The sequence below is a fragment of the Mesorhizobium sp. M7A.F.Ca.US.007.01.2.1 genome (genome assembly GCF_003998165.1).
Taxonomy (GTDB): domain Bacteria; phylum Pseudomonadota; class Alphaproteobacteria; order Rhizobiales; family Rhizobiaceae; genus Mesorhizobium; species Mesorhizobium ciceri.
The window spans coordinates 41,782-58,698 of record NZ_RZQP01000013.1; the positions used below are offsets into that span (position 1 = coordinate 41,782).

Sequence of the window (16,917 nt, forward strand, 5' to 3'; positions counted from 1 at the left end):
AATTTATTGATTAATCCAGAGGGCTTACCGTGCCGTCTACCGTCCGCCCTGCGGGCCCGTAGCCGCACCCGATCCCCTTTCATTCAACGGAGATATTCCATGTTCACGAGGAGACAGATCATGAAGACCTCATTGGCCCTCGGCGCAACCGCCGTTTTCGCGCCCATCGACAGCGGCCAGGCCGCCGGCGCCAAGCTTGGCTGGAAACACTTCCCGGCGGGTCCAAACGGTTTCTTCCGTGCGCCGGTGCTGCTGTCGGGGCCGAGCGAAGCCCTGTTGATCGACGGCGGCTTCACCTATCCGGACGGCAAGGCGCTCGCCGATGCCATCAAGGCCACCGGCAAGAAGCTGACCTCCATCTATGTCACTCAGTCCGATCCCGATTACTACTTCGGCCTGAAGCCGGTGCGGGACGCCTTCCCTGAGGCAAAAGTCATCGCTGCCTCCGCCACGCTGGAAGCCATCAAGGGCAATGTGGAGAAGAAGCTCGCCGTCTGGGGTCCGCAACTGAAGGAAAATGGTCCGCAGGCGCTGTCCGACATCGTTCTCCCCGAGGCATTCGACGGCGCAACGCTGACCGTCGATGGCCAGACCGTAGAGATCGTCAATGCGGAGGAAGGATTGGCCAACCGCCGCTATCTGTTCGTGCCGTCGCTCAATGCCGTTTTCGGCGGGGTGATGATCTTCTCGGGCGTTCACGTCTGGACCGCCGACACGCAGACCAGGGAAAGCCGCGCCGCCTGGATCAAGACGCTGGACGCGATTGCCGCCCGCAAGCCCGCTGTCGTGGTGCCCGGCCACATGGCCCCCGATGCCGCGATCGGTCCTTCGGCGGTGGAGTTCACCAAGTCCTATCTCCTCACCTTCGAGGAAGAACTGGACAAGGCGGCAGACAGCGCCGCGTTGAAGGCCGCCATGGAGACCCGCTTCCCCGGCCTCGGTATGGGCGTCGCCCTCGATGTCGGATCCAAGGTCGCCAAGGGCGAGATGAAGTGGGGCTGACATGGCGACGAACCTCGATTTGATCCGTGGAACCTACGAGGGAACTTCCGAGGAGAACGGCCGCAATCTGCTGGCCGTTCTTTCCGCCGACATCGAATGGACCGAGGCGGAAGGATTCCCCTATGCCGGCACCTATGTCGGCATCGAGGCCCTGATGCAGGGGGTCTTCAAGCGGCTCGGCTCGGAGTGGATCGGATACCACGCCGACGTGCACAGCTTCATTGCCGATGGCGACCGGGTGGCGGCCTTCGGCGTGTATTCCGGTACATATAAGGCGACGGGAAAATCCATGACGGCCCCCTTCGCTCATCTCTACGAACTGCGGGACGGCAAGATCATCCGCATGCGGCAGTATGTCGATACGGTGCTCGTTGCGCGCGCACTGGCCTGACACCGAAGCAACCGAGGGAGACATCCGTGCTGCAACTTAAATCCTTCGCGGCGGCCGCTTTCGTGGTCGCGGCGCTCACCGCCGCGGCGCATGCGGGAAACACCAAGCCGGTCAAGCAGGTGCTGCAACAGCATGAATTGACTCAAAAAAACAGGACGCTTGTCCTGAAAGCCTATCAGGCGCAGTTCGGCGACCATGACCTTACCGCGCTGGACCGCTATTGGGCCGAGGCTTACATTCAGCATAACCCGACGATGACGGATGGCCGAGACTCGGTCAAAAAGCTTCTCGAAAGCATGGGTGTCGCCAATTGGCCAAAACAAAAAGTCGACTTCAAGCGGGTGATCGCCGAAGGCGACCTCGTCATGACCCAGGTCGTTCAACCGAAGGCAGGCAACATGCCGGAGACCGTCATCGTGGACATTTTTCGCGTTGAAAACGGCAAGATCGCCGAGCATTGGGACGTGATGCAGCCGGTGCCCGCCAACCCGGTCAATAAGCGACCGATGTACTGATCCAGGCCTTCTGCCAGCGCCGGCCGCCGCTCAAAACCCGAACGATACCTGCGCCGGCGGCGGCGGGCCGACGCGCACGCCTTCCATGGCCAGCATCTTCTCCTTGGTGACCGAGCCGCCCGGCGCCGAGAAGCCGCCGATCTTGCCGCCGGCGGCAAGGATGCGATGGCAAGGGATGACCAGCGGCACCGGATTGGCTCCAAGGGCGGCCCCGGTTTCGCGGGCGAGCCCGGCATGGCCGGCGGTCTTGGCCAGCTCGCCATAGGTGGTGGTTTCGCCGAAGGAGAGTTTTCGCGCCGCGTCGTAAATGGCGAGGCGGAAATCGTCGACGCCGTCGAGATCGACCGGTACGGCGGAGAAATCGACATCCTCGCCCGCCGCATAGGCCTTGATCGCTGCGATCAGCTCGACCACCCATGGCGGCTGCGCCGTGGAAGCGGAAGCGCCACCGTGACGCAGCAGGCGCCGTTCCACCGCTTCGCGGCTGCGTTCGGGCAGGCAGAGCCGGATCAGGCCCTTTTCGCTCCAGGCAATGCCCATGAAACCGATCACTGTTTCTAACACTGCGTGGCCGGCCGTGATCGAAGCTGTCGTGACCATGATGCGTTCCTTCCCGCAAAGTGGCGAAATCCGGGATTCGTCCCAGTACATATCCGGAACAATATGGCATCGCCGCCTGCGTCTCGCCACCCGAAAACCACCTGATCGCCCCGATTGCCCGGCCTGAATCGCTGGTGTAAGGGATTTCTTAACAACCCGACAAACCGGACCCGAGCGCGGCTTGCCAGCAAAACTCAATCTTATCGCGATCGGCGTGATCCTGGCCTCCGCCGGCATCAGCGGCTGCACGTCGACCTCGCAGATGAAGTCCGCGCCTGCTCTCACCGAAACAGCGACCGCCGCCGGTGCTGATGCCGGCTTCACCGTGCCTCTGCCGGAGACGGTTTCGGTGCTGCCGGAATCATCGGGGATCGCCCCCGTTCAGACGGCCGAGCTGCCGCCCGATCCCGCCGCACAGCCGGCTGCGGCGACCGCCGCTTTTGCCGGATCGACACCGGCGGCACCAGCCGTGCCCGCGGTTATGACCGCCAATGCCTGGCAGGCGCCGCCGCCGGCAAATGCGAACGAACCGGTCAAGGCGGCCGAGACTTATACGACCGCGGGGCTGATCGTGCCGGCAACCGCCAAGGGCGACCGCATGCCCGGCGTCCAGCAGGTCGCCTATGTCGTGCCGCAGAACCCGGCGGCCCTGGTCCAGTTTCCGGCGGGGCCCGTGCAAGAAGAACACGCGACGGGCGTGCGTGGCGATGTCGAGCGGCTGATCGAGAAATATGCGGCGATCTACCAGGTGCCGGTGGACCTGGTGCGCCATGTCGTCAACCGCGAGAGCACCTTCAACCCGAAAGCCTACAACAACGGCCATTGGGGACTGATGCAGATCAAGCACGCGACGGCACGCGGCATGGGCTATGACGGACCGGCCAAGGGCCTGTTCGACGCCGAAACCAATCTAAAATACGCGGTCAAATATCTGCGCGGCGCCTGGCTGGTGGCCGGCGGCAACGCCAAGAAGGCCGACTGGCTCTATCAGACCGGCTATTATTACGACGCCAAGCGCAAGGGCCTGCTCGAGGCGACCGGCCTTGGCCGCGACCGCCAGCGCCGTCGCCTGCAACCCGACGCCTGAGCGCGATGCCTGAACCGCGCCCGCCGGCCCTGAACGACATCCGGCTGCGCAAGATCCTCGATGAGACGCTGGTTCCGCCGCACTGGCCCGACGGCTTTGTCATGCGCAGTTTCGAGCCTGGTGACGCGCCCGCCCTGCATGCGCTTTTGACGGAAGTGTTCGATGACGGCGCCGATGGTCCGTTCGACGAGTGGTGGCCGCGTATCGCGGACGATCCCGAATTCGACCCGGCGCTGTGCTTCCTCGTCATCGACGCCAAGGGCCGGCTGGCGGCGGCGGCGCTGTGCTGGACCCGCGCCTTCGTCAAGGATCTTGCCGTTCATCCCGAGGCGCGCGGCAAGGGTGTTGCCGAAGCGCTGATGTGGCACGCCTTCGCCGTTTTTCGCGAACGCGGCGCCGACCATGTCGACCTCAAGACCAACACGGTCGAGAATCCCGCCGCCGTCCGGCTCTATGAGCGGCTGGGGATGATGCCTGTCGCCTGGGAAGGCTAGGGTGTGCTGATATTCAGGTGATGCCGGCCTGCAAATGATGGCTTCCTGCGCTTCCGGTGCTCACGTACCCAAAAGTACGCTCCGCTCCGGTTCTCGGAAACCACCATTTTCGACTCGGCCTGACCTGAATCTCAACACCCCCTGATGGGTGTCGCCTCACGCAGGAACGGCGCGATTTGGGAACCCAAAGCGCCGCTTCGCATTCAATGGAAGGCGGGGTCCGACAAGCTGCCGGCGCGTGGAGTGTTTCCTGTCGCCGGCTGCGGAGGGACATCCATCACCATGAAGTTTTCTCACGCATTCCTGGCGCTCGGCGTCGCCGCCATGCTGATTGGTACGCCGGCGCGGGCCGTCGAGCTGTCGATGGTGTCGGGCGATACCGGCGACGGCATCAAGGTGCTGCGCGAGATCCTCGACCGTTACGAGAAAGACAGCGGCAACAAGGTCAACATCGTCGTCATGCCGACGTCCGGGACCGACCAGTTCGGCCAGTACCGGCTGTGGCTTGCCGCCGGAAACAGCGACATCGACGTCTACCAGACGGACGTGATCTGGGCGCCGCAGCTCGCCAGCCAGCTCGTCGATTTGACCGCAGCGACCAGGGACATCGTGGCCGAGCATTTCCCGTCGATCATCCGGTCGCAGACCGTCAATGGCAAGCTCGTCGCCTTGCCGATCTTCACCGATGCGCCGGCGCTCTACTACCGCAAGGATCTCCTCGACAAATATGGCGCCAAGGTGCCGGCCACCTGGAAGGAACTGGCGGACACCGCCAGGCTGGTCATGGATAAGGAACGTGCAGCCGGCAATCGGGATATCTGGGGCTTCGTCTTTCAGGGCAACGCCTATGAGGGGCTGACCTGCGACGCGCTCGAATGGGTGATGTCGAATGGCGGCGGCCAGATCATCGAGCCGGACGGCTCCATCTCCATCAGCAATCCAAAAGCGGCGGCGGTGCTCGATATGGTCAAGGGCTGGGTCGGGACCATCGCGCCGCCCGGCGTGCTCGCCTACCAGGAAGAGGAATCGCGCGGCGTCTGGCAGACCGGCAACGCGGTGTTCATGCGCAACTGGCCCTATGCCTATGCGCTCGGCAACGGCGAGGGCTCGCCGATCAAGGGCAAGTTCGACGTGGCGCCGCTGCCGGCCGGCACCGGCGAAGGCGCCCGACCGGTCGCGACGCTGGGTGGCTGGAACCTCGCGGTCTCCAAATATTCGAAGCATCCGGATGCCGCGATCGAGCTGGTCAAGTTCATTGCCTCGCCCGCGATGCAGAAATACCGCGCGCTGAAGACGTCCAATCTGCCGACCATCCAGGCGCTGTATGACGATGCCGACATTGCCATGGAACACCCGATTATTCCGCGCTGGAAGCAGATCTTTCTCAATGCGGTGCCGCGCCCCTCGGCCGCCACCAGGATCAAATACAACGAGGCGTCGAGCCAGTTCTGGAACGCTGTTCACAACACGCTCTCGGGCGACGGCACTGCCGCCGACAATCTGGCCGACCTCGAAGCGACGCTGACCAAGCTGAAGGGCCGAGGCTGGTGACGATACTGGGACAGCCGGCCGGCGGGACCGCAGCGAGCGGAGCGAGATGACAGGGATGAAACCGGAAACAGCCAAGGCCGCGCACGCGCCGTTGAGGGCACAGCGCGTTCGCTCGGCGTGGCTTTTCCTGGCGCCAATGCTTCTGGTGCTCGCCGCGGCGGCCGGCTGGCCGCTTGCCCGCACGGTCTATTTCAGCTTCACCGACGCCTCGCTGGCCGATCTCGACGCGCGCCAATGGGTCGGCTTCGCCAATTACTTTTCGGTACTTCACATGCCAAGCGGCCGGACCCTCTATGACGGGTTGCTGGTCGACCCTGTCTGGTGGCGTGCCGTCTGGAACACGGTGCGCTTCACCGTGATTTCGGTGACCTGCGAGACCATCCTCGGCACCATCGTTGCCCTGGTTCTCAACGCCGAATTCAGAGGCCGCGGCATCGTCAGGGCGGCGATCCTGATCCCCTGGGCAATCCCGACGATCGTCTCGGCGAAGATGTGGCAATGGATGCTCAACGACCAGTTCGGCATCATCAATGTGGTGCTGCTCAATCTCGGCCTGATCAGCACCAAGATCGCCTGGACGGCCAACGCCGACACCGCGATGGCGGCGGTCCTCATCGTCGATATCTGGAAGGCGACGCCATTCATGACGCTGCTCATCTTGGCCGCGCTGCAGATGCTGCCGAGGGAGATCATCGAGGTCGCCAGGCTCGACGGCGCCAACCCCTGGCAGATCTTCTGGCGGGTGACCTTGCCGCTGATCCGTCCCGCGCTGTTGGTGGCGGTGATCTTCCGCGCGCTCGATGCGCTGCGTATCTTCGACCTGATCTATGTGCTGACGCCCAACAATGTGCACACCAAGTCGATGTCGGTGTTCGCCCGCGAGAACCTGTTCGAGTTCGACAAGTTCGCCTATGGCTCCGCCGCCTCGACCCTGCTCTTCCTCATTCTCGCTCTGCTTACCATCGTCACCATCCGGATCGGCCGGATCAGCCTGGACGGGGACCGCTGAGATGTGGATCGTGAAGCGCACGGCCTTTTACCTGCTGGTCGGGGCAATCGTCTTCGTCGCGGTGTTCCCGTTCTATTACGCCATCGTCACCAGCCTGAAATCCGGGACCGATCTGTTCCGGGCTGATCTGTGGCCAACGACGATCAGTTTCGCCAATTACAGAAACGTGCTGATCGAGGGCGCCTTCGTGCGCAACCTCGCGAACTCGCTCTTCGTCTCCGGCGCAGTCGTCGCGCTGTCGCTGTTGCTCGGCATCACATCAGCCTACGCGCTGGCGCGCATTCGATTCCGCGGCCGCTCGGCGCTTTTGTTCATCATCCTGTCGGTGTCGATGTTCCCGCAGGTGGCGCTGCTGGCCGGGCTGTTCGAACTGGTCCGCATCTTCGGCCTCTACAATTCCCTGTTCGCGCTGATCTTCTCCTACATGATCTTCACCTTGCCGTTCACCGTCTGGGTGCTCACCACCTTCGTCCGCGACCTGCCGGTCGAGGTCGAGGAGGCGGCGATCCTAGACGGCGCGACGCCGTGGATCATCGTCACCCGGGTCTTCCTGCCGCTGATGTGGCCGGCGCTGGCGACCACCGGCCTGCTGGCCTTCATCGGTGCGTGGAACGAGTTCCTGTTTGCCCTGACCTTCACCTCCAACAACGCACAGCGGACCGTGCCGGTGGCGATCGCGCTGCTCTCCGGCAACTCGCAGTTCGAGATCCCCTGGGGCAACATCATGGCCGCCTCGGTGATCGTCACGGTGCCGCTGGTGGTGCTGGTGCTGATCTTCCAGCGCAAGATCGTCTCCGGCCTCACCGCCGGCGGGGTGAAGGGGTGAGGAGCGGTCAGCGTAGTGCGGACCGTTGTCAGATGTCCGGCGCGTTGCCGATCTTCTGCTTGAGATCAAGCGCCCAGGTGCGGCCTTCATCGCCGCCCCACAGCAGCCGGGCGATGTAGCCGGCCGAAGGGTTCTGCTCATTGCCGTAGTTCCTGCCGCGCTTGTCGACCTCGTGGCGGGCGAAATAGCTGACCATGCGGCGAATGGTGGAGGGCGCGAGCTTTTCCCGGTTCTTCAGTTCGGTGGCGCGGGCGACGCCGATCTCGGTGCCGCCGCGGCCGAATTCTCCGCGCAGTCTGAGGCCCTTGGCGGCATTGTCGGTCACTACTTGCGGGCAGCGCAGATCGATCTCGTCGTCGTGCATCTCGTCCCCCGGATCACGCTGCCCGGACAGGTATTACGACATATCACCATGCGCAATAAATGTCGGAGCCGATCACCGCCAAACGTCCTTGGGTCGCAGAGCAACCGCGCCGGGACGCCGGCGCTGCGACTTGAAGGAGCCGATCATGATCACCTTTCCCAACGAATCCGCGAAATACCGCACCGCGCGCGAAAAATTGCTGAAGAAGGAAATCGAGCTGCGCCGCGCCATGGAAGAGGTCGCCGAGGCCCGGCGCGCGCTGCCGCCGGGCGGGCTGATCCGCCAGGACTATGAATTCGACGCACTGGATGCCCACGGCAAGCCCGCGAAGACAAGGCTGTCGGAGCTGTTCGCGCCCGGCAAGGACAGCCTGATCCTCTACAACATGATGTTCCCGCGCCACCCGCAGGAGAAGCGCGATGTGGCGACCAGCGGCGGCACGGCGAAGCTCGCCCGACCGGACCAGCCATGTCCGTCCTGCACGGCATTGCTCGATCAGTTCGACGGCGCGGTCGGGCATCTCCAGGCGGCCGGCTTCAATTTCGCGGTGGTGGGCAAGACCGCGCTCGAAAACCTGGTCACGCTCGGTCGAGATCGGGGCTGGCGCAACATGCGGCTGGTGTCTTCGGCGGCCAACAGCTTCAAGCGCGACTACAATGCGGAGGCGGCCGACGGCTCACAGATCCCGCTGCTGTCGGTGTTTCACCGCGACCCCGACGGCATACGCCATTTCTGGAGTTCGGAACTGGATTTCGCACCGACGGAGCCCGGTCAGGATCCGCGTGGCCTCGGCACCTGCGAAACGCTGTGGAACCTTATGGATTTCACGCCGGAAGGTCGGCCGAGCTGGAACGAACAGCTGCAATATGGCGAGGCGTGTTGCCACTGAAAGGCAGCTCTGGTCAGCCGCCGCGGTTCGGGCCGATCGAGGCGACATGCGCAGGCTTCTTCCTCATGACCTGCAACCGGAGTGCCCAAGCGACGTTGGATTGTCCGAGGGACAATTCCAACCGGAGACATGCCATGAAAACGCTTACCATTCTGACCGCAGCAGCATTGCTTGCCGGCGCGCCGGCCTTTGCCCAGTCGAACACGACCGCCACGACCACGCCGCTCGCCGCCACGACGAAGGTCGACACTTCGACCTTCATCAAGACGGTGCCGAGCGCCAATGAGTTCGAGATCGAGTCCAGCAAACTCGCCGAGCAACAGGCAACCGACGCCGACGTCAAGGCGTTCGCCAAACAGATGATCGCCGATCACACCAAGGCCGGCGAGGAATTCAAGGCGGCGCTTGCCCAGGGCCAGACAACCTCGGCCACCGCGCCGTCCGGTCCGGCCCTGCAGCCCAAGGAGCAGAAGATGCTCGATGAGCTGAAGAGCGCCAGCGGCGATCAATTCCAGGCCAAATACATCGAGATGCAGACCAACGCCCACAAGGAGGCCGTCGCGCTGTTCAGCGGCTATGCGAAATCCGGCGACGACCCGGCAATGAAGGAATTCGCCAAGAAAACCCTGCCGACGCTGCAGATGCACGAAAAACACGTGAAGGAACTGGCCGCCGCGCATCAGGGGTGAGGGCGGTTCACTATGGCGCCCCCTCTGTCCTGCCCGGCAGGACGCGGTTCACTATGGCTCCCCCCTCTGTCCTGTCCGGCAGGACAGAGGGGGGCGCCGTAGAGCGCTACGATGGAAGCCAGCCCGCTTGGCCAACCAACACCACAATGTGGCCCTGTGCCTTAAGGACGGCACGTCCTATACCGATCAAGGCTGAGCGGCGCTCAGGTCGATCTGATCTGCTCGACCGCGGTCACCAGCAGGGTTTCCATGGCGGTGCGTATCTGGGCATCCGACTGGGCGATGCCTGCCGCGTCGAAGTCGGCGCGGACCTTGCGGAACACATCGTTGTCGCCTGCCTCTTCGAAATCCGCGTGCACGACTTCCTTGGCATAGGCGTGGGCGTCCGCACCGGATTTGCCGAGCTGTTCAGCGGCCCACAGGCCGAGCAGCTTGTTGCGGCGCGCCATGGCCCTGAACTTCGTTTCCTCGTCCATCGCAAACTTCTTTTCGAAGCCTTCCTGACGGTCTCTCATGCTGCTCATGGTTCGCCTCGTTTCCGATGGGAGTCCGATCTTCAGCCCAGGGGAAGAACGGCCAGGAAAGAGAGAGTGGTGTGCATGGGTGTCATTAACAAGGCGTCATGCCGGCGATTGGGCGGGCGCTTGGCGGTCCAGTCTTTCGCTCGATATGATTTGACGTTGCCGCGCCGTGTCCTACTCTCAAGTCCCTGCGGGATGAACCGAGGAGACGAGCGATGCAGTTCAAGGCAATTCGCAGCGTCGCGCTGACGGCGGCCGTGATGCTTGCCGCCGGCACCGCGGCCTATGCCCATCACGGCTGGTCGTGGACACAGGATGGGCTTTTCGAACTCAAGGGCAAGATCACGGCCATCTATATCGGCAATCCGCACGCTACGCTGGATGTCGACGCCGAGGGTGAGGCCTGGCGGGTGGAGATGGCGCCGCCATCACGCACGATCGCCGCCGGCTTCACGGAGGAGGTGGCCAAGGTCGGCGACGAGGTGACCGCGATCGGCAACCGTTCGCTCGAGGCGACCGAAAAGCGCATGAAAGCTGTCCGCGTCATCGTCGGCGGGAAAACCTATGATGTCTATCCCGACCGAGTGCCGCCGGCGTAAATGGCCGAGTTCCTTGCCGGCATTGAGCATCTTGCGTTGGCGCGGTGGCTGAAGGCTTCCTTCATTGCCTACCCCATAGTCAATGCGCTCCACATCATGTCGATCGGTGCGCTGCTGACCAGCGTCGTTCTCATGGACCTCAGGATCTGCGGCGCCTTCCGTTCGCTGCCGCAAGCCGCATTCGTCGCGCTGCTGCGCCGCATTGCATTAAGTGCGTTCGCGGGTGCGCTCGTCACAGGCTCGCTGCTGTTTTCGGTCAAGGCGGGCACCTATGCGGCGATGCCGGTTTTCCTCGCCAAGATGGCACTCATCCTTCTCGCCGGCGTCAATTTCCTCGCCTTCATGCGCTTGCGCCGCGCAACAGGCGGCGACGAGCTGGCCGGCAGCACCATCCTGGCTGTGCTCTCGATACTGCTGTGGACATCAGTGCTTTTCGCCGGACGGTTCATCGGATTTCTCTAGCGCCGCACTGGCCTTCTCCCCCTGTGGGAGAAGGTGGCCTCGCGAAGCGAGGTCGGATGAGGGGTGTTCCAGGGAACGCCGCCGCCTCATTCCGCTGGAACACCCCTCAACCGTCTCGGCGCTAACGCGCCGATCCACCTTCTCCCACAAGGGGAGAAGGGAAGAACGGCGCTGGCGTTCCGCCAGTGCGGGGATAAGCTCCCTGCAAACAAGGGAGATTTGCCATGAAGAAAGAAATCATCGAAGTGCCTGTCATGTCGGACAAGGTGCGGGCGCTCGGGCTGCCCTGCTCGACGGCGGTCAAGGCCAATGGCTTCGTGTTCATCTCGGCGACGCCGCCGGTGGACATGGTGACCGGCGAGATGGTGCGCGGCGACATCGAGGTGCAGACCGAGGCGTCGCTCAAAGCGCTGAAACATTGCCTGGAAGCGGCCGGCACCTCGCTCGACAATGTGGTGATGGTGCGCATCTACGCCGTCAATTCCGGCTTCTACAACGTGATTAACCGGGTCTATGCCCGGTACTTCAGCGTCAACCCGCCGGCGCGGAGTTTTGTGCCGGTGGCTTCTTGGCCGATGGAATTCGATATTGAGATTGAGTGTGTGGCGGTGGCTTGAGGGCAGATGTTACCGGTCAAGGTTTAGGTACAGCGTGTACAGGTAGCTTAAATTAGAAATTCATAAGGCTTCAGGCTAACGCTATTCTTGTGAGGGATTATTAGGACGTATTCGCCTTCGGTCGGCTCACCAATGTGAACGTGCCAGTACTGGCTCTTTTGCGTTTTTGAAACATGAAGATCAAATAGAATCCTATTTATAACCAGTCGTGGAATTGAAAAGGCTATATTTAGATCCATGCAGCCAAGCACGAAATATCCCTCAGCGCCGTCTCTTAGAAAGTCATCCCATCTTGGGTGATACGCATACCAATAAGGCGTTCGATAGTCGTATCTTTTAGATATGGTGCACGCTATTCTCTTTTTTCCGTCGGCGTTTTGATACATTGCCTGGCTTGTTTGAACTAAGGCATCTCCAAGTCGGGAGGACATAGCGGCTATGATTGCCTTCCTCTTCTGGAGAAGCATGTGGCTATTGATAAGACTCGGTGAAATGGAGTTCTTAGGGAACTTGGCGCCCTTAAGAATGGCACCGCTGAAATCGGCATTTCCGATAACCGCTTTGGTAAAATCACAGCCGGTAAAATCGAAGCCCCTCAATTTGCAATTTGCAAAATCCATGCCTTCAAAATTTGCAAAACGAAAATCAGATTCTGGATCGAGACCGGATATACTCACCAACTCCCTGAAGTTGTCGGTGTCGGCCGAATGAACTTTTGCCAAAACCTCAACTAATTCCACCATTACAGGTCTGTCTCGCAGATTGGTTGTTTTCGCTCGCATATCGCTGCTCTCAGCAATAGCCTTACCATCCCAAACTTATTCCCCGAGAAGAATGAGCCGTCTGCCCGTCTGAATAGGAGGGCGTCGTACGGGATTTCGAAGGATACTGAAACTTTCGGCTTCGGTCCGTTGGGCTCAGCGCGGCAGAAGCGGTCATGCTTGATCAGTGTGCCAAGCAATGGTTTTTGTAACTGTTCAGAGGTGAGGCTCCACGCCGGGCTCACCGCACTCCCATGTGCCAAAACGGGCCGGTGTACTGTCGAAAAACGCGACGATTTTACCCCTGCGTTCTTGATAGCACGCGAACGTGTTGACTTCACACTTCCCTTTGAAGTGGACGCAGAAATTGACGCTGCCCATCCACTGTCTATTCCTCTGTTGATTTCCGTAGTTTCTGAAATCTCTTGGGCGACCCCTATTTCCCCCAAGTTTATCGCGTCAAATGCCCAGTCCTCTTCTGGAAGCGAACAATCTTCTGTATGAAAGTGCAGGACTACTCGGCTTACGGCATAACGGATCGTGGGGAAATGCCAGCCTACCTTGGCTTCCCCTCCGCGAACCGTGAGACCTAAAGTCTTTCCAACCTTGTTCGTAGGTGAAAGAGCAAGCGTCGCACTGACTAGGGTTTTCCAGCTGTCCACAAAAGAATCCCGACTCCGCCACTATGTAGTGAAGCTATCAAGCGTCGGTCTAATCCGCAAATAACTCTGAAATACCCATTGGCCGTAAGCCCTGATTCAGCCCGTTGACGATCCCTCGAAATGCCAAGCATCTCAAAAGTTCGCGCTGCCCCTCATCTGCCTGCCGGCATCTTCTCCCCGTTGAACGGGGAGAAGCCAGCCAATCGCCTAAGCAAAATATTCCTGCAGCGGTCTGACCTCCAAACTCCCCGCCTTCAGCGCCGCAATCGCCTCCGCCACCGCGGCCGCGCCCGACAGCGTCGTATAATACGGCACCTTCTGCATCAGCGTGGCTCGCCGCAGCGACTTCGAATCCGACACCGCCTTCTGGCCATCCGTCGTGTTGAAGACGATCTGCACCTGGCGGTTGCGGATGGCGTCTTCGATGTGGGGGCGGCCTTCCAGCACCTTGTTGATCTTCTGCGCGTCGACGCCGTTTTCGGCGAGGAAGCGGGCCGTGCCTGATGTGGCCAGCACCTTGAAGCCGAGGCCGGCCAGGCGCTTGACCGCCGGCAATATGCCCTTCTTGTCTTCGTCGCGCACCGAGACGAACAGCGTGCCGGAGCGGGGCAGGTCGACGCCGGCGCCGAGCTGGCTCTTGGCGAAGGCCAGCGCAAAATCGCGGTCGAGGCCCATGACCTCGCCGGTCGAGCGCATTTCCGGGCCGAGCAGGATGTCGACGCCGGGGAAGCGGGCGAAGGGGAAGACGGCTTCCTTGACCGCGATGTGGCCGGGGTTCCTGGGGTCGGGCATGGCGCCGTAATGGGCGAAGGCGTCTTCCAACTTCTCGCCGGCCATGATGCGGGCGGCAATCTTGGCAATTGGCCGGCCGATGGTCTTGGCGACGAAGGGCACGGTGCGCGATGCGCGCGGGTTAACCTCCAGCACATAGACCGTGCCGTCCTTGATCGCATACTGCACGTTCATCAGCCCGCCGACATTGAGCGCGCGGGCAAGGGCTGCCGTCTGGCGCTCCAGCTCGTCGACCAGTTCGGAAGGCAGCGAATGCACCGGCAGCGAGCAGGCGCTGTCGCCCGAATGGATGCCGGCTTCCTCGATGTGCTCCAAAATGCCGGAGACGAAGGTCGCCTTGCCGTCGCAGAGGCAGTCGACATCGACCTCGATGGCGCCGGATAGGTAGGTGTCGAACAGCAGCGGGTTCTTGCCCAGCAGCGTGTTGATCTGGCCGGTCTTGTCGTTGGGGTATTTCTGCTTGATGTCCTCCGGCACCAGGCCGGGCACGGTGTCGAGCAGATAGGTCTGCAGCATGCCCTCGTCATGAATGATCTGCATGGCGCGGCCGCCGAGCACATAGGACGGGCGCACCACCAAGGGGAAACCGAGCTCGCCGGCAACCAGCCGAGCCTGCTCGACCGAATAGGCGATGCCGTTCTTCGGCTGGCTGAGGTTGAGCTTGTGCAGGAGCTTCTGGAAGCGGTCGCGGTCTTCGGCGAGATCGATCATGTCGGGCGAGGTGCCGAGGATGGGGATGCCGGCCTTCTCCAGCGCATCCGCCAGCTTCAGCGGCGTCTGGCCGCCGAACTGGACGATGACGCCGACCAGCTCGCCCGAGGCCTGCTCGGCGCGCAGGATCTCCAGCACGTCTTCGGCCGTCAGCGGCTCGAAATAGAGCCGGTCCGAGGTGTCGTAGTCGGTCGAGACCGTCTCCGGGTTGCAGTTGATCATGATCGCTTCATAGCCGGCGTCGCGCAGCGCGAAGGCGGCGTGGCAGCAGCAATAGTCGAACTCGATGCCCTGGCCGATGCGGTTGGGGCCGCCGCCGAGGATCACGACCTTCTTGCGCGACGAGACCTGCGCCTCGTTGGCCAGCGCGCCGGCGAACGGCACTTCATAGGTCGAGTACATGTAGGCGGTGGGCGAGGCGAACTCGGCCGCACAAGTGTCGATGCGTTTATAAACAGGATGAACGTCGAGCTTTTCGCGAGCTTTCTGAATCACTTCGGCGTCGGTCTTCGTCAGCGACGCGAGGCGGGCATCGGAGAAACCCATGGCCTTCAGCATGCGCAGGTTGACGGCATCCTCGGGAATGCCGTGCTCGCGGATGCGGGCTTCCATGGCGACGATGCCGGCGATCTGTTCGAGGAACCACGGGTCGATCTTGCACATGGCGTGCACGTCCTCCAACGAGGTGCCCATGCGGATCGCCTGCGCCACCATGCGCAGCCGGTCGGGCGTCGGCGTGCCGAGCGCCGCACGAATGGCGTTGCGGTCGTCGGCATGATTGGCGGAACCGAGGCCCCCATGGCTGAGACCGGGGATTTCGATCTCGTCCAGACCGGTCAGGCCGGTTTCCAGTCCACGCAGCGCCTTCTGGAGCGATTCCTGGAAGGTGCGGCCGATGGCCATGACTTCGCCCACCGACTTCATGGCGGTGGTCAGCACCGGCTCGGCGCCGGGGAATTTCTCGAAGGCGAAACGCGGGATCTTCGTGACGACGTAGTCGATGCTCGGTTCGAACGAGGCTGGCGTCGCGCCGCCGGTGATGTCGTTCTCCAGCTCGTCCAGCGTGTAGCCGACGGCGAGCTTTGCGGCGATCTTGGCGATCGGGAAACCGGTCGCCTTTGAAGCCAGAGCTGAAGAGCGCGAGACGCGCGGGTTCATCTCGATGACGACGAGGCGGCCATCGGCCGGGTTGACGGCGAACTGCACGTTGGAACCGCCGGTCTCGACGCCGATCTCGCGCAGCACGGCGATCGAGGCGTTGCGCATCATCTGGTATTCTTTGTCGGTCAGCGTCAGCGCCGGGGCGACGGTGATCGAATCGCCCGTATGCACGCCCATCGGGTCGATGTTCTCGATCGAGCAGACGATGATGCAATTGTCCGCTCTGTCGCGGACGACCTCCATCTCATACTCCTTCCAGCCGAGCACGCTCTCCTCGATCAGCACTTCGGTGGTCGGCGAGGCGTCGAGGCCGGACTGGACGATCTCGTAGAATTCGGCGCGGTTGTAGGCGATGCCGCCGCCGGTGCCGCCCATGGTGAAGGACGGGCGGATGATGGCCGGCAGGCCGACATGGTCGAGCGCCTGGGCGGCGATCGCCATGCCATGGCTGATATAGCGCTGCTTGCGGTCGCCTTCGCCGAGGTTCCAGCGGGTTTCCAGCGCATCGAGCGCGGCGTCGAGATCGGCCGGCTTCTCGGCCTTGAGCGCCGCGCGCTCGGCCTCATGCGTCTTGCGGTCGGTGTTCTTGACGTCGGTGGCATTGGCCAGCATCGACTTCGGCGTTTCCAGGCCGATCTTCTTCATCGCCTCGCGAAACAGCGCGCGGTCCTCGGCCTTGTCGATGGCGGTAGCATCGGCGCCGATCATCTCGACATTGTAGCGCTCGAGCACGCCCATGCGGCGCAGCGACAGAGCGGTGTTGAGCGCGGTCTGGCCGCCCATGGTCGGCAGCAGCGCGTCGGGCCGCTCCTTGGCGATGATCTTGGCCACCACTTCAGGCGTGATCGGCTCGATATAGGTGGCGTCGGCCAGTTCCGGGTCGGTCATGATGGTGGCCGGGTTGGAATTGACCAGGATGACGCGGAAGCCTTCCTCTTTCAGCGCCTTGCAGGCCTGGGTGCCGGAATAGTCGAATTCGCAGGCCTGGCCGATGACGATGGGGCCGGCCCCGATGATCAGGATCGACTTGATGTCAGTGCGTCTTGGCATGTCAAAGGTCCGTTCGGCGGGCGGCTTGCACAAAAAACCGGGACGGGAAGACCCGGCCGGTTGTGCTCGCGATTCTGGTATCAGGCTAGGAGGGCCTTATAGGGAAGAGTTTTGACTGATGTAACCCCGAAAATGCGAGGTAGGGGAATAGGGGAGTAGGGGAG

18 protein-coding genes are annotated in these 16,917 nt (G+C 62.3%); 13 read left to right on the forward strand and 5 right to left on the reverse strand.

Annotated elements, in window-relative coordinates; all coding sequences use genetic code 11:
- The first annotated feature begins 99 nt into the window (after positions 1 to 99).
- From EN949_RS04485 to EN949_RS04495, 3 genes are read left to right on the forward strand one after another with little or no spacing between them, the layout of a single operon-like run.
- Positions 100 to 1,002 carry an MBL fold metallo-hydrolase gene (locus EN949_RS04485; RefSeq protein WP_063172900.1) on the forward strand — a complete coding sequence of 301 codons (903 nt, stop codon included), beginning with the start codon at positions 100 to 102 and terminating at the stop codon, positions 1,000 to 1,002.
- A 1-nt stretch (position 1,003) separates the two neighbouring features.
- Positions 1,004 to 1,393, forward strand: a complete 390-nt coding sequence (locus EN949_RS04490; protein WP_013530093.1) for a nuclear transport factor 2 family protein — start codon at positions 1,004 to 1,006, stop codon at positions 1,391 to 1,393.
- A 26-nt stretch (positions 1,394 to 1,419) separates the two neighbouring features.
- A complete protein-coding gene (locus EN949_RS04495) occupies positions 1,420 to 1,908 on the forward strand; it encodes a nuclear transport factor 2 family protein (protein ID WP_127367303.1) in 489 nt (162 codons plus the stop codon).
- 30 nt (positions 1,909 to 1,938) lie between these two features.
- Here the strand turns inward: EN949_RS04495 and EN949_RS04500 are convergent, their stop codons facing one another.
- On the reverse strand, positions 1,939 to 2,508 hold the full coding sequence (locus EN949_RS04500; RefSeq protein WP_127367302.1) for a methylated-DNA--[protein]-cysteine S-methyltransferase: 570 nt from the start codon (positions 2,506 to 2,508) through the stop codon (positions 1,939 to 1,941).
- Positions 2,509 to 2,689: 181 nt separating this feature from the next.
- Here EN949_RS04500 and EN949_RS04505 point away from each other — a divergent pair, with 181 nt between their 5' ends.
- The 5 genes from EN949_RS04505 to EN949_RS04525 all read left to right on the forward strand — a co-directional run bounded on the left by EN949_RS04505 (position 2,690) and on the right by EN949_RS04525 (position 7,475).
- The gene (locus tag EN949_RS04505) at positions 2,690 to 3,595 is read left to right on the forward strand and encodes a lytic transglycosylase domain-containing protein (RefSeq protein WP_127371641.1); all 906 of its coding nucleotides are present in this window, start codon (positions 2,690 to 2,692) and stop codon (positions 3,593 to 3,595) included.
- Positions 3,596 to 3,600: 5 nt separating this feature from the next.
- Positions 3,601 to 4,089: a GNAT family N-acetyltransferase gene (locus EN949_RS04510; RefSeq protein WP_024504138.1), complete on the forward strand. Its 489-nt coding sequence runs from the start codon at positions 3,601 to 3,603 to the stop codon at positions 4,087 to 4,089.
- Between the two features lie 282 nt (positions 4,090 to 4,371).
- Entirely contained in the window at positions 4,372 to 5,640 is a 1,269-nt protein-coding gene (locus EN949_RS04515) for an ABC transporter substrate-binding protein (protein WP_063170315.1), read from the forward strand.
- Between the two features lie 46 nt (positions 5,641 to 5,686).
- Positions 5,687 to 6,649 (forward strand): sugar ABC transporter permease, encoded by a 963-nt coding sequence (locus EN949_RS04520; protein WP_063168799.1) that lies wholly within the window; start codon positions 5,687 to 5,689, stop codon positions 6,647 to 6,649.
- A gap of 1 nt (position 6,650) precedes the next feature.
- Positions 6,651 to 7,475, forward strand: a complete 825-nt coding sequence (locus EN949_RS04525; RefSeq protein ID WP_063168798.1) for a carbohydrate ABC transporter permease — start codon at positions 6,651 to 6,653, stop codon at positions 7,473 to 7,475.
- A gap of 28 nt (positions 7,476 to 7,503) precedes the next feature.
- Here EN949_RS04525 and EN949_RS04530 read toward each other — a convergent pair whose 3' ends face one another.
- The gene (locus tag EN949_RS04530) at positions 7,504 to 7,839 is read right to left on the reverse strand and encodes a hypothetical protein (protein ID WP_063168797.1); all 336 of its coding nucleotides are present in this window, start codon (positions 7,837 to 7,839) and stop codon (positions 7,504 to 7,506) included.
- Between the two features lie 145 nt (positions 7,840 to 7,984).
- Here EN949_RS04530 and EN949_RS04535 point away from each other — a divergent pair, with 145 nt between their 5' ends.
- Both EN949_RS04535 and EN949_RS04540 read left to right on the forward strand, forming a co-directional pair.
- Positions 7,985 to 8,728, forward strand: coding sequence for a DUF899 family protein (locus tag EN949_RS04535; protein ID WP_164767828.1), 744 nt, complete (start codon positions 7,985 to 7,987; stop codon positions 8,726 to 8,728).
- 134 nt (positions 8,729 to 8,862) lie between these two features.
- Positions 8,863 to 9,417, forward strand: coding sequence for a DUF4142 domain-containing protein (locus tag EN949_RS04540; RefSeq protein ID WP_013530103.1), 555 nt, complete (start codon positions 8,863 to 8,865; stop codon positions 9,415 to 9,417).
- A gap of 203 nt (positions 9,418 to 9,620) precedes the next feature.
- Here EN949_RS04540 and EN949_RS04545 read toward each other — a convergent pair whose 3' ends face one another.
- Positions 9,621 to 9,941, reverse strand: a complete 321-nt coding sequence (locus tag EN949_RS04545; protein WP_127366857.1) for a DUF1476 domain-containing protein — start codon at positions 9,939 to 9,941, stop codon at positions 9,621 to 9,623.
- Positions 9,942 to 10,153: 212 nt separating this feature from the next.
- On the opposite strand from EN949_RS04545, the gene EN949_RS04550 reads away from it, so the two are divergent.
- The 3 genes from EN949_RS04550 to EN949_RS04560 all read left to right on the forward strand — a co-directional run bounded on the left by EN949_RS04550 (position 10,154) and on the right by EN949_RS04560 (position 11,616).
- Positions 10,154 to 10,537: a DUF6152 family protein gene (locus EN949_RS04550; RefSeq protein ID WP_127366856.1), complete on the forward strand. Its 384-nt coding sequence runs from the start codon at positions 10,154 to 10,156 to the stop codon at positions 10,535 to 10,537.
- On the forward strand, positions 10,538 to 10,999 hold the full coding sequence (locus tag EN949_RS04555) for a DUF6644 family protein (protein ID WP_127366855.1): 462 nt from the start codon (positions 10,538 to 10,540) through the stop codon (positions 10,997 to 10,999). It abuts the gene before it with no gap.
- A gap of 224 nt (positions 11,000 to 11,223) precedes the next feature.
- Positions 11,224 to 11,616: a RidA family protein gene (locus tag EN949_RS04560; protein ID WP_127366854.1), complete on the forward strand. Its 393-nt coding sequence runs from the start codon at positions 11,224 to 11,226 to the stop codon at positions 11,614 to 11,616.
- 47 nt (positions 11,617 to 11,663) lie between these two features.
- On the opposite strand, the gene EN949_RS04565 is transcribed toward EN949_RS04560, so the two are convergent.
- Positions 11,664 to 12,359 carry a pentapeptide repeat-containing protein gene (locus EN949_RS04565; protein WP_164755264.1) on the reverse strand — a complete coding sequence of 232 codons (696 nt, stop codon included), beginning with the start codon at positions 12,357 to 12,359 and terminating at the stop codon, positions 11,664 to 11,666.
- 887 nt (positions 12,360 to 13,246) lie between these two features.
- Positions 13,247 to 16,753, reverse strand: a complete 3,507-nt coding sequence (carB, locus tag EN949_RS04570; RefSeq protein ID WP_027162088.1) for a carbamoyl-phosphate synthase large subunit — start codon at positions 16,751 to 16,753, stop codon at positions 13,247 to 13,249.
- Positions 16,754 to 16,917: the final 164 nt, after the last annotated feature.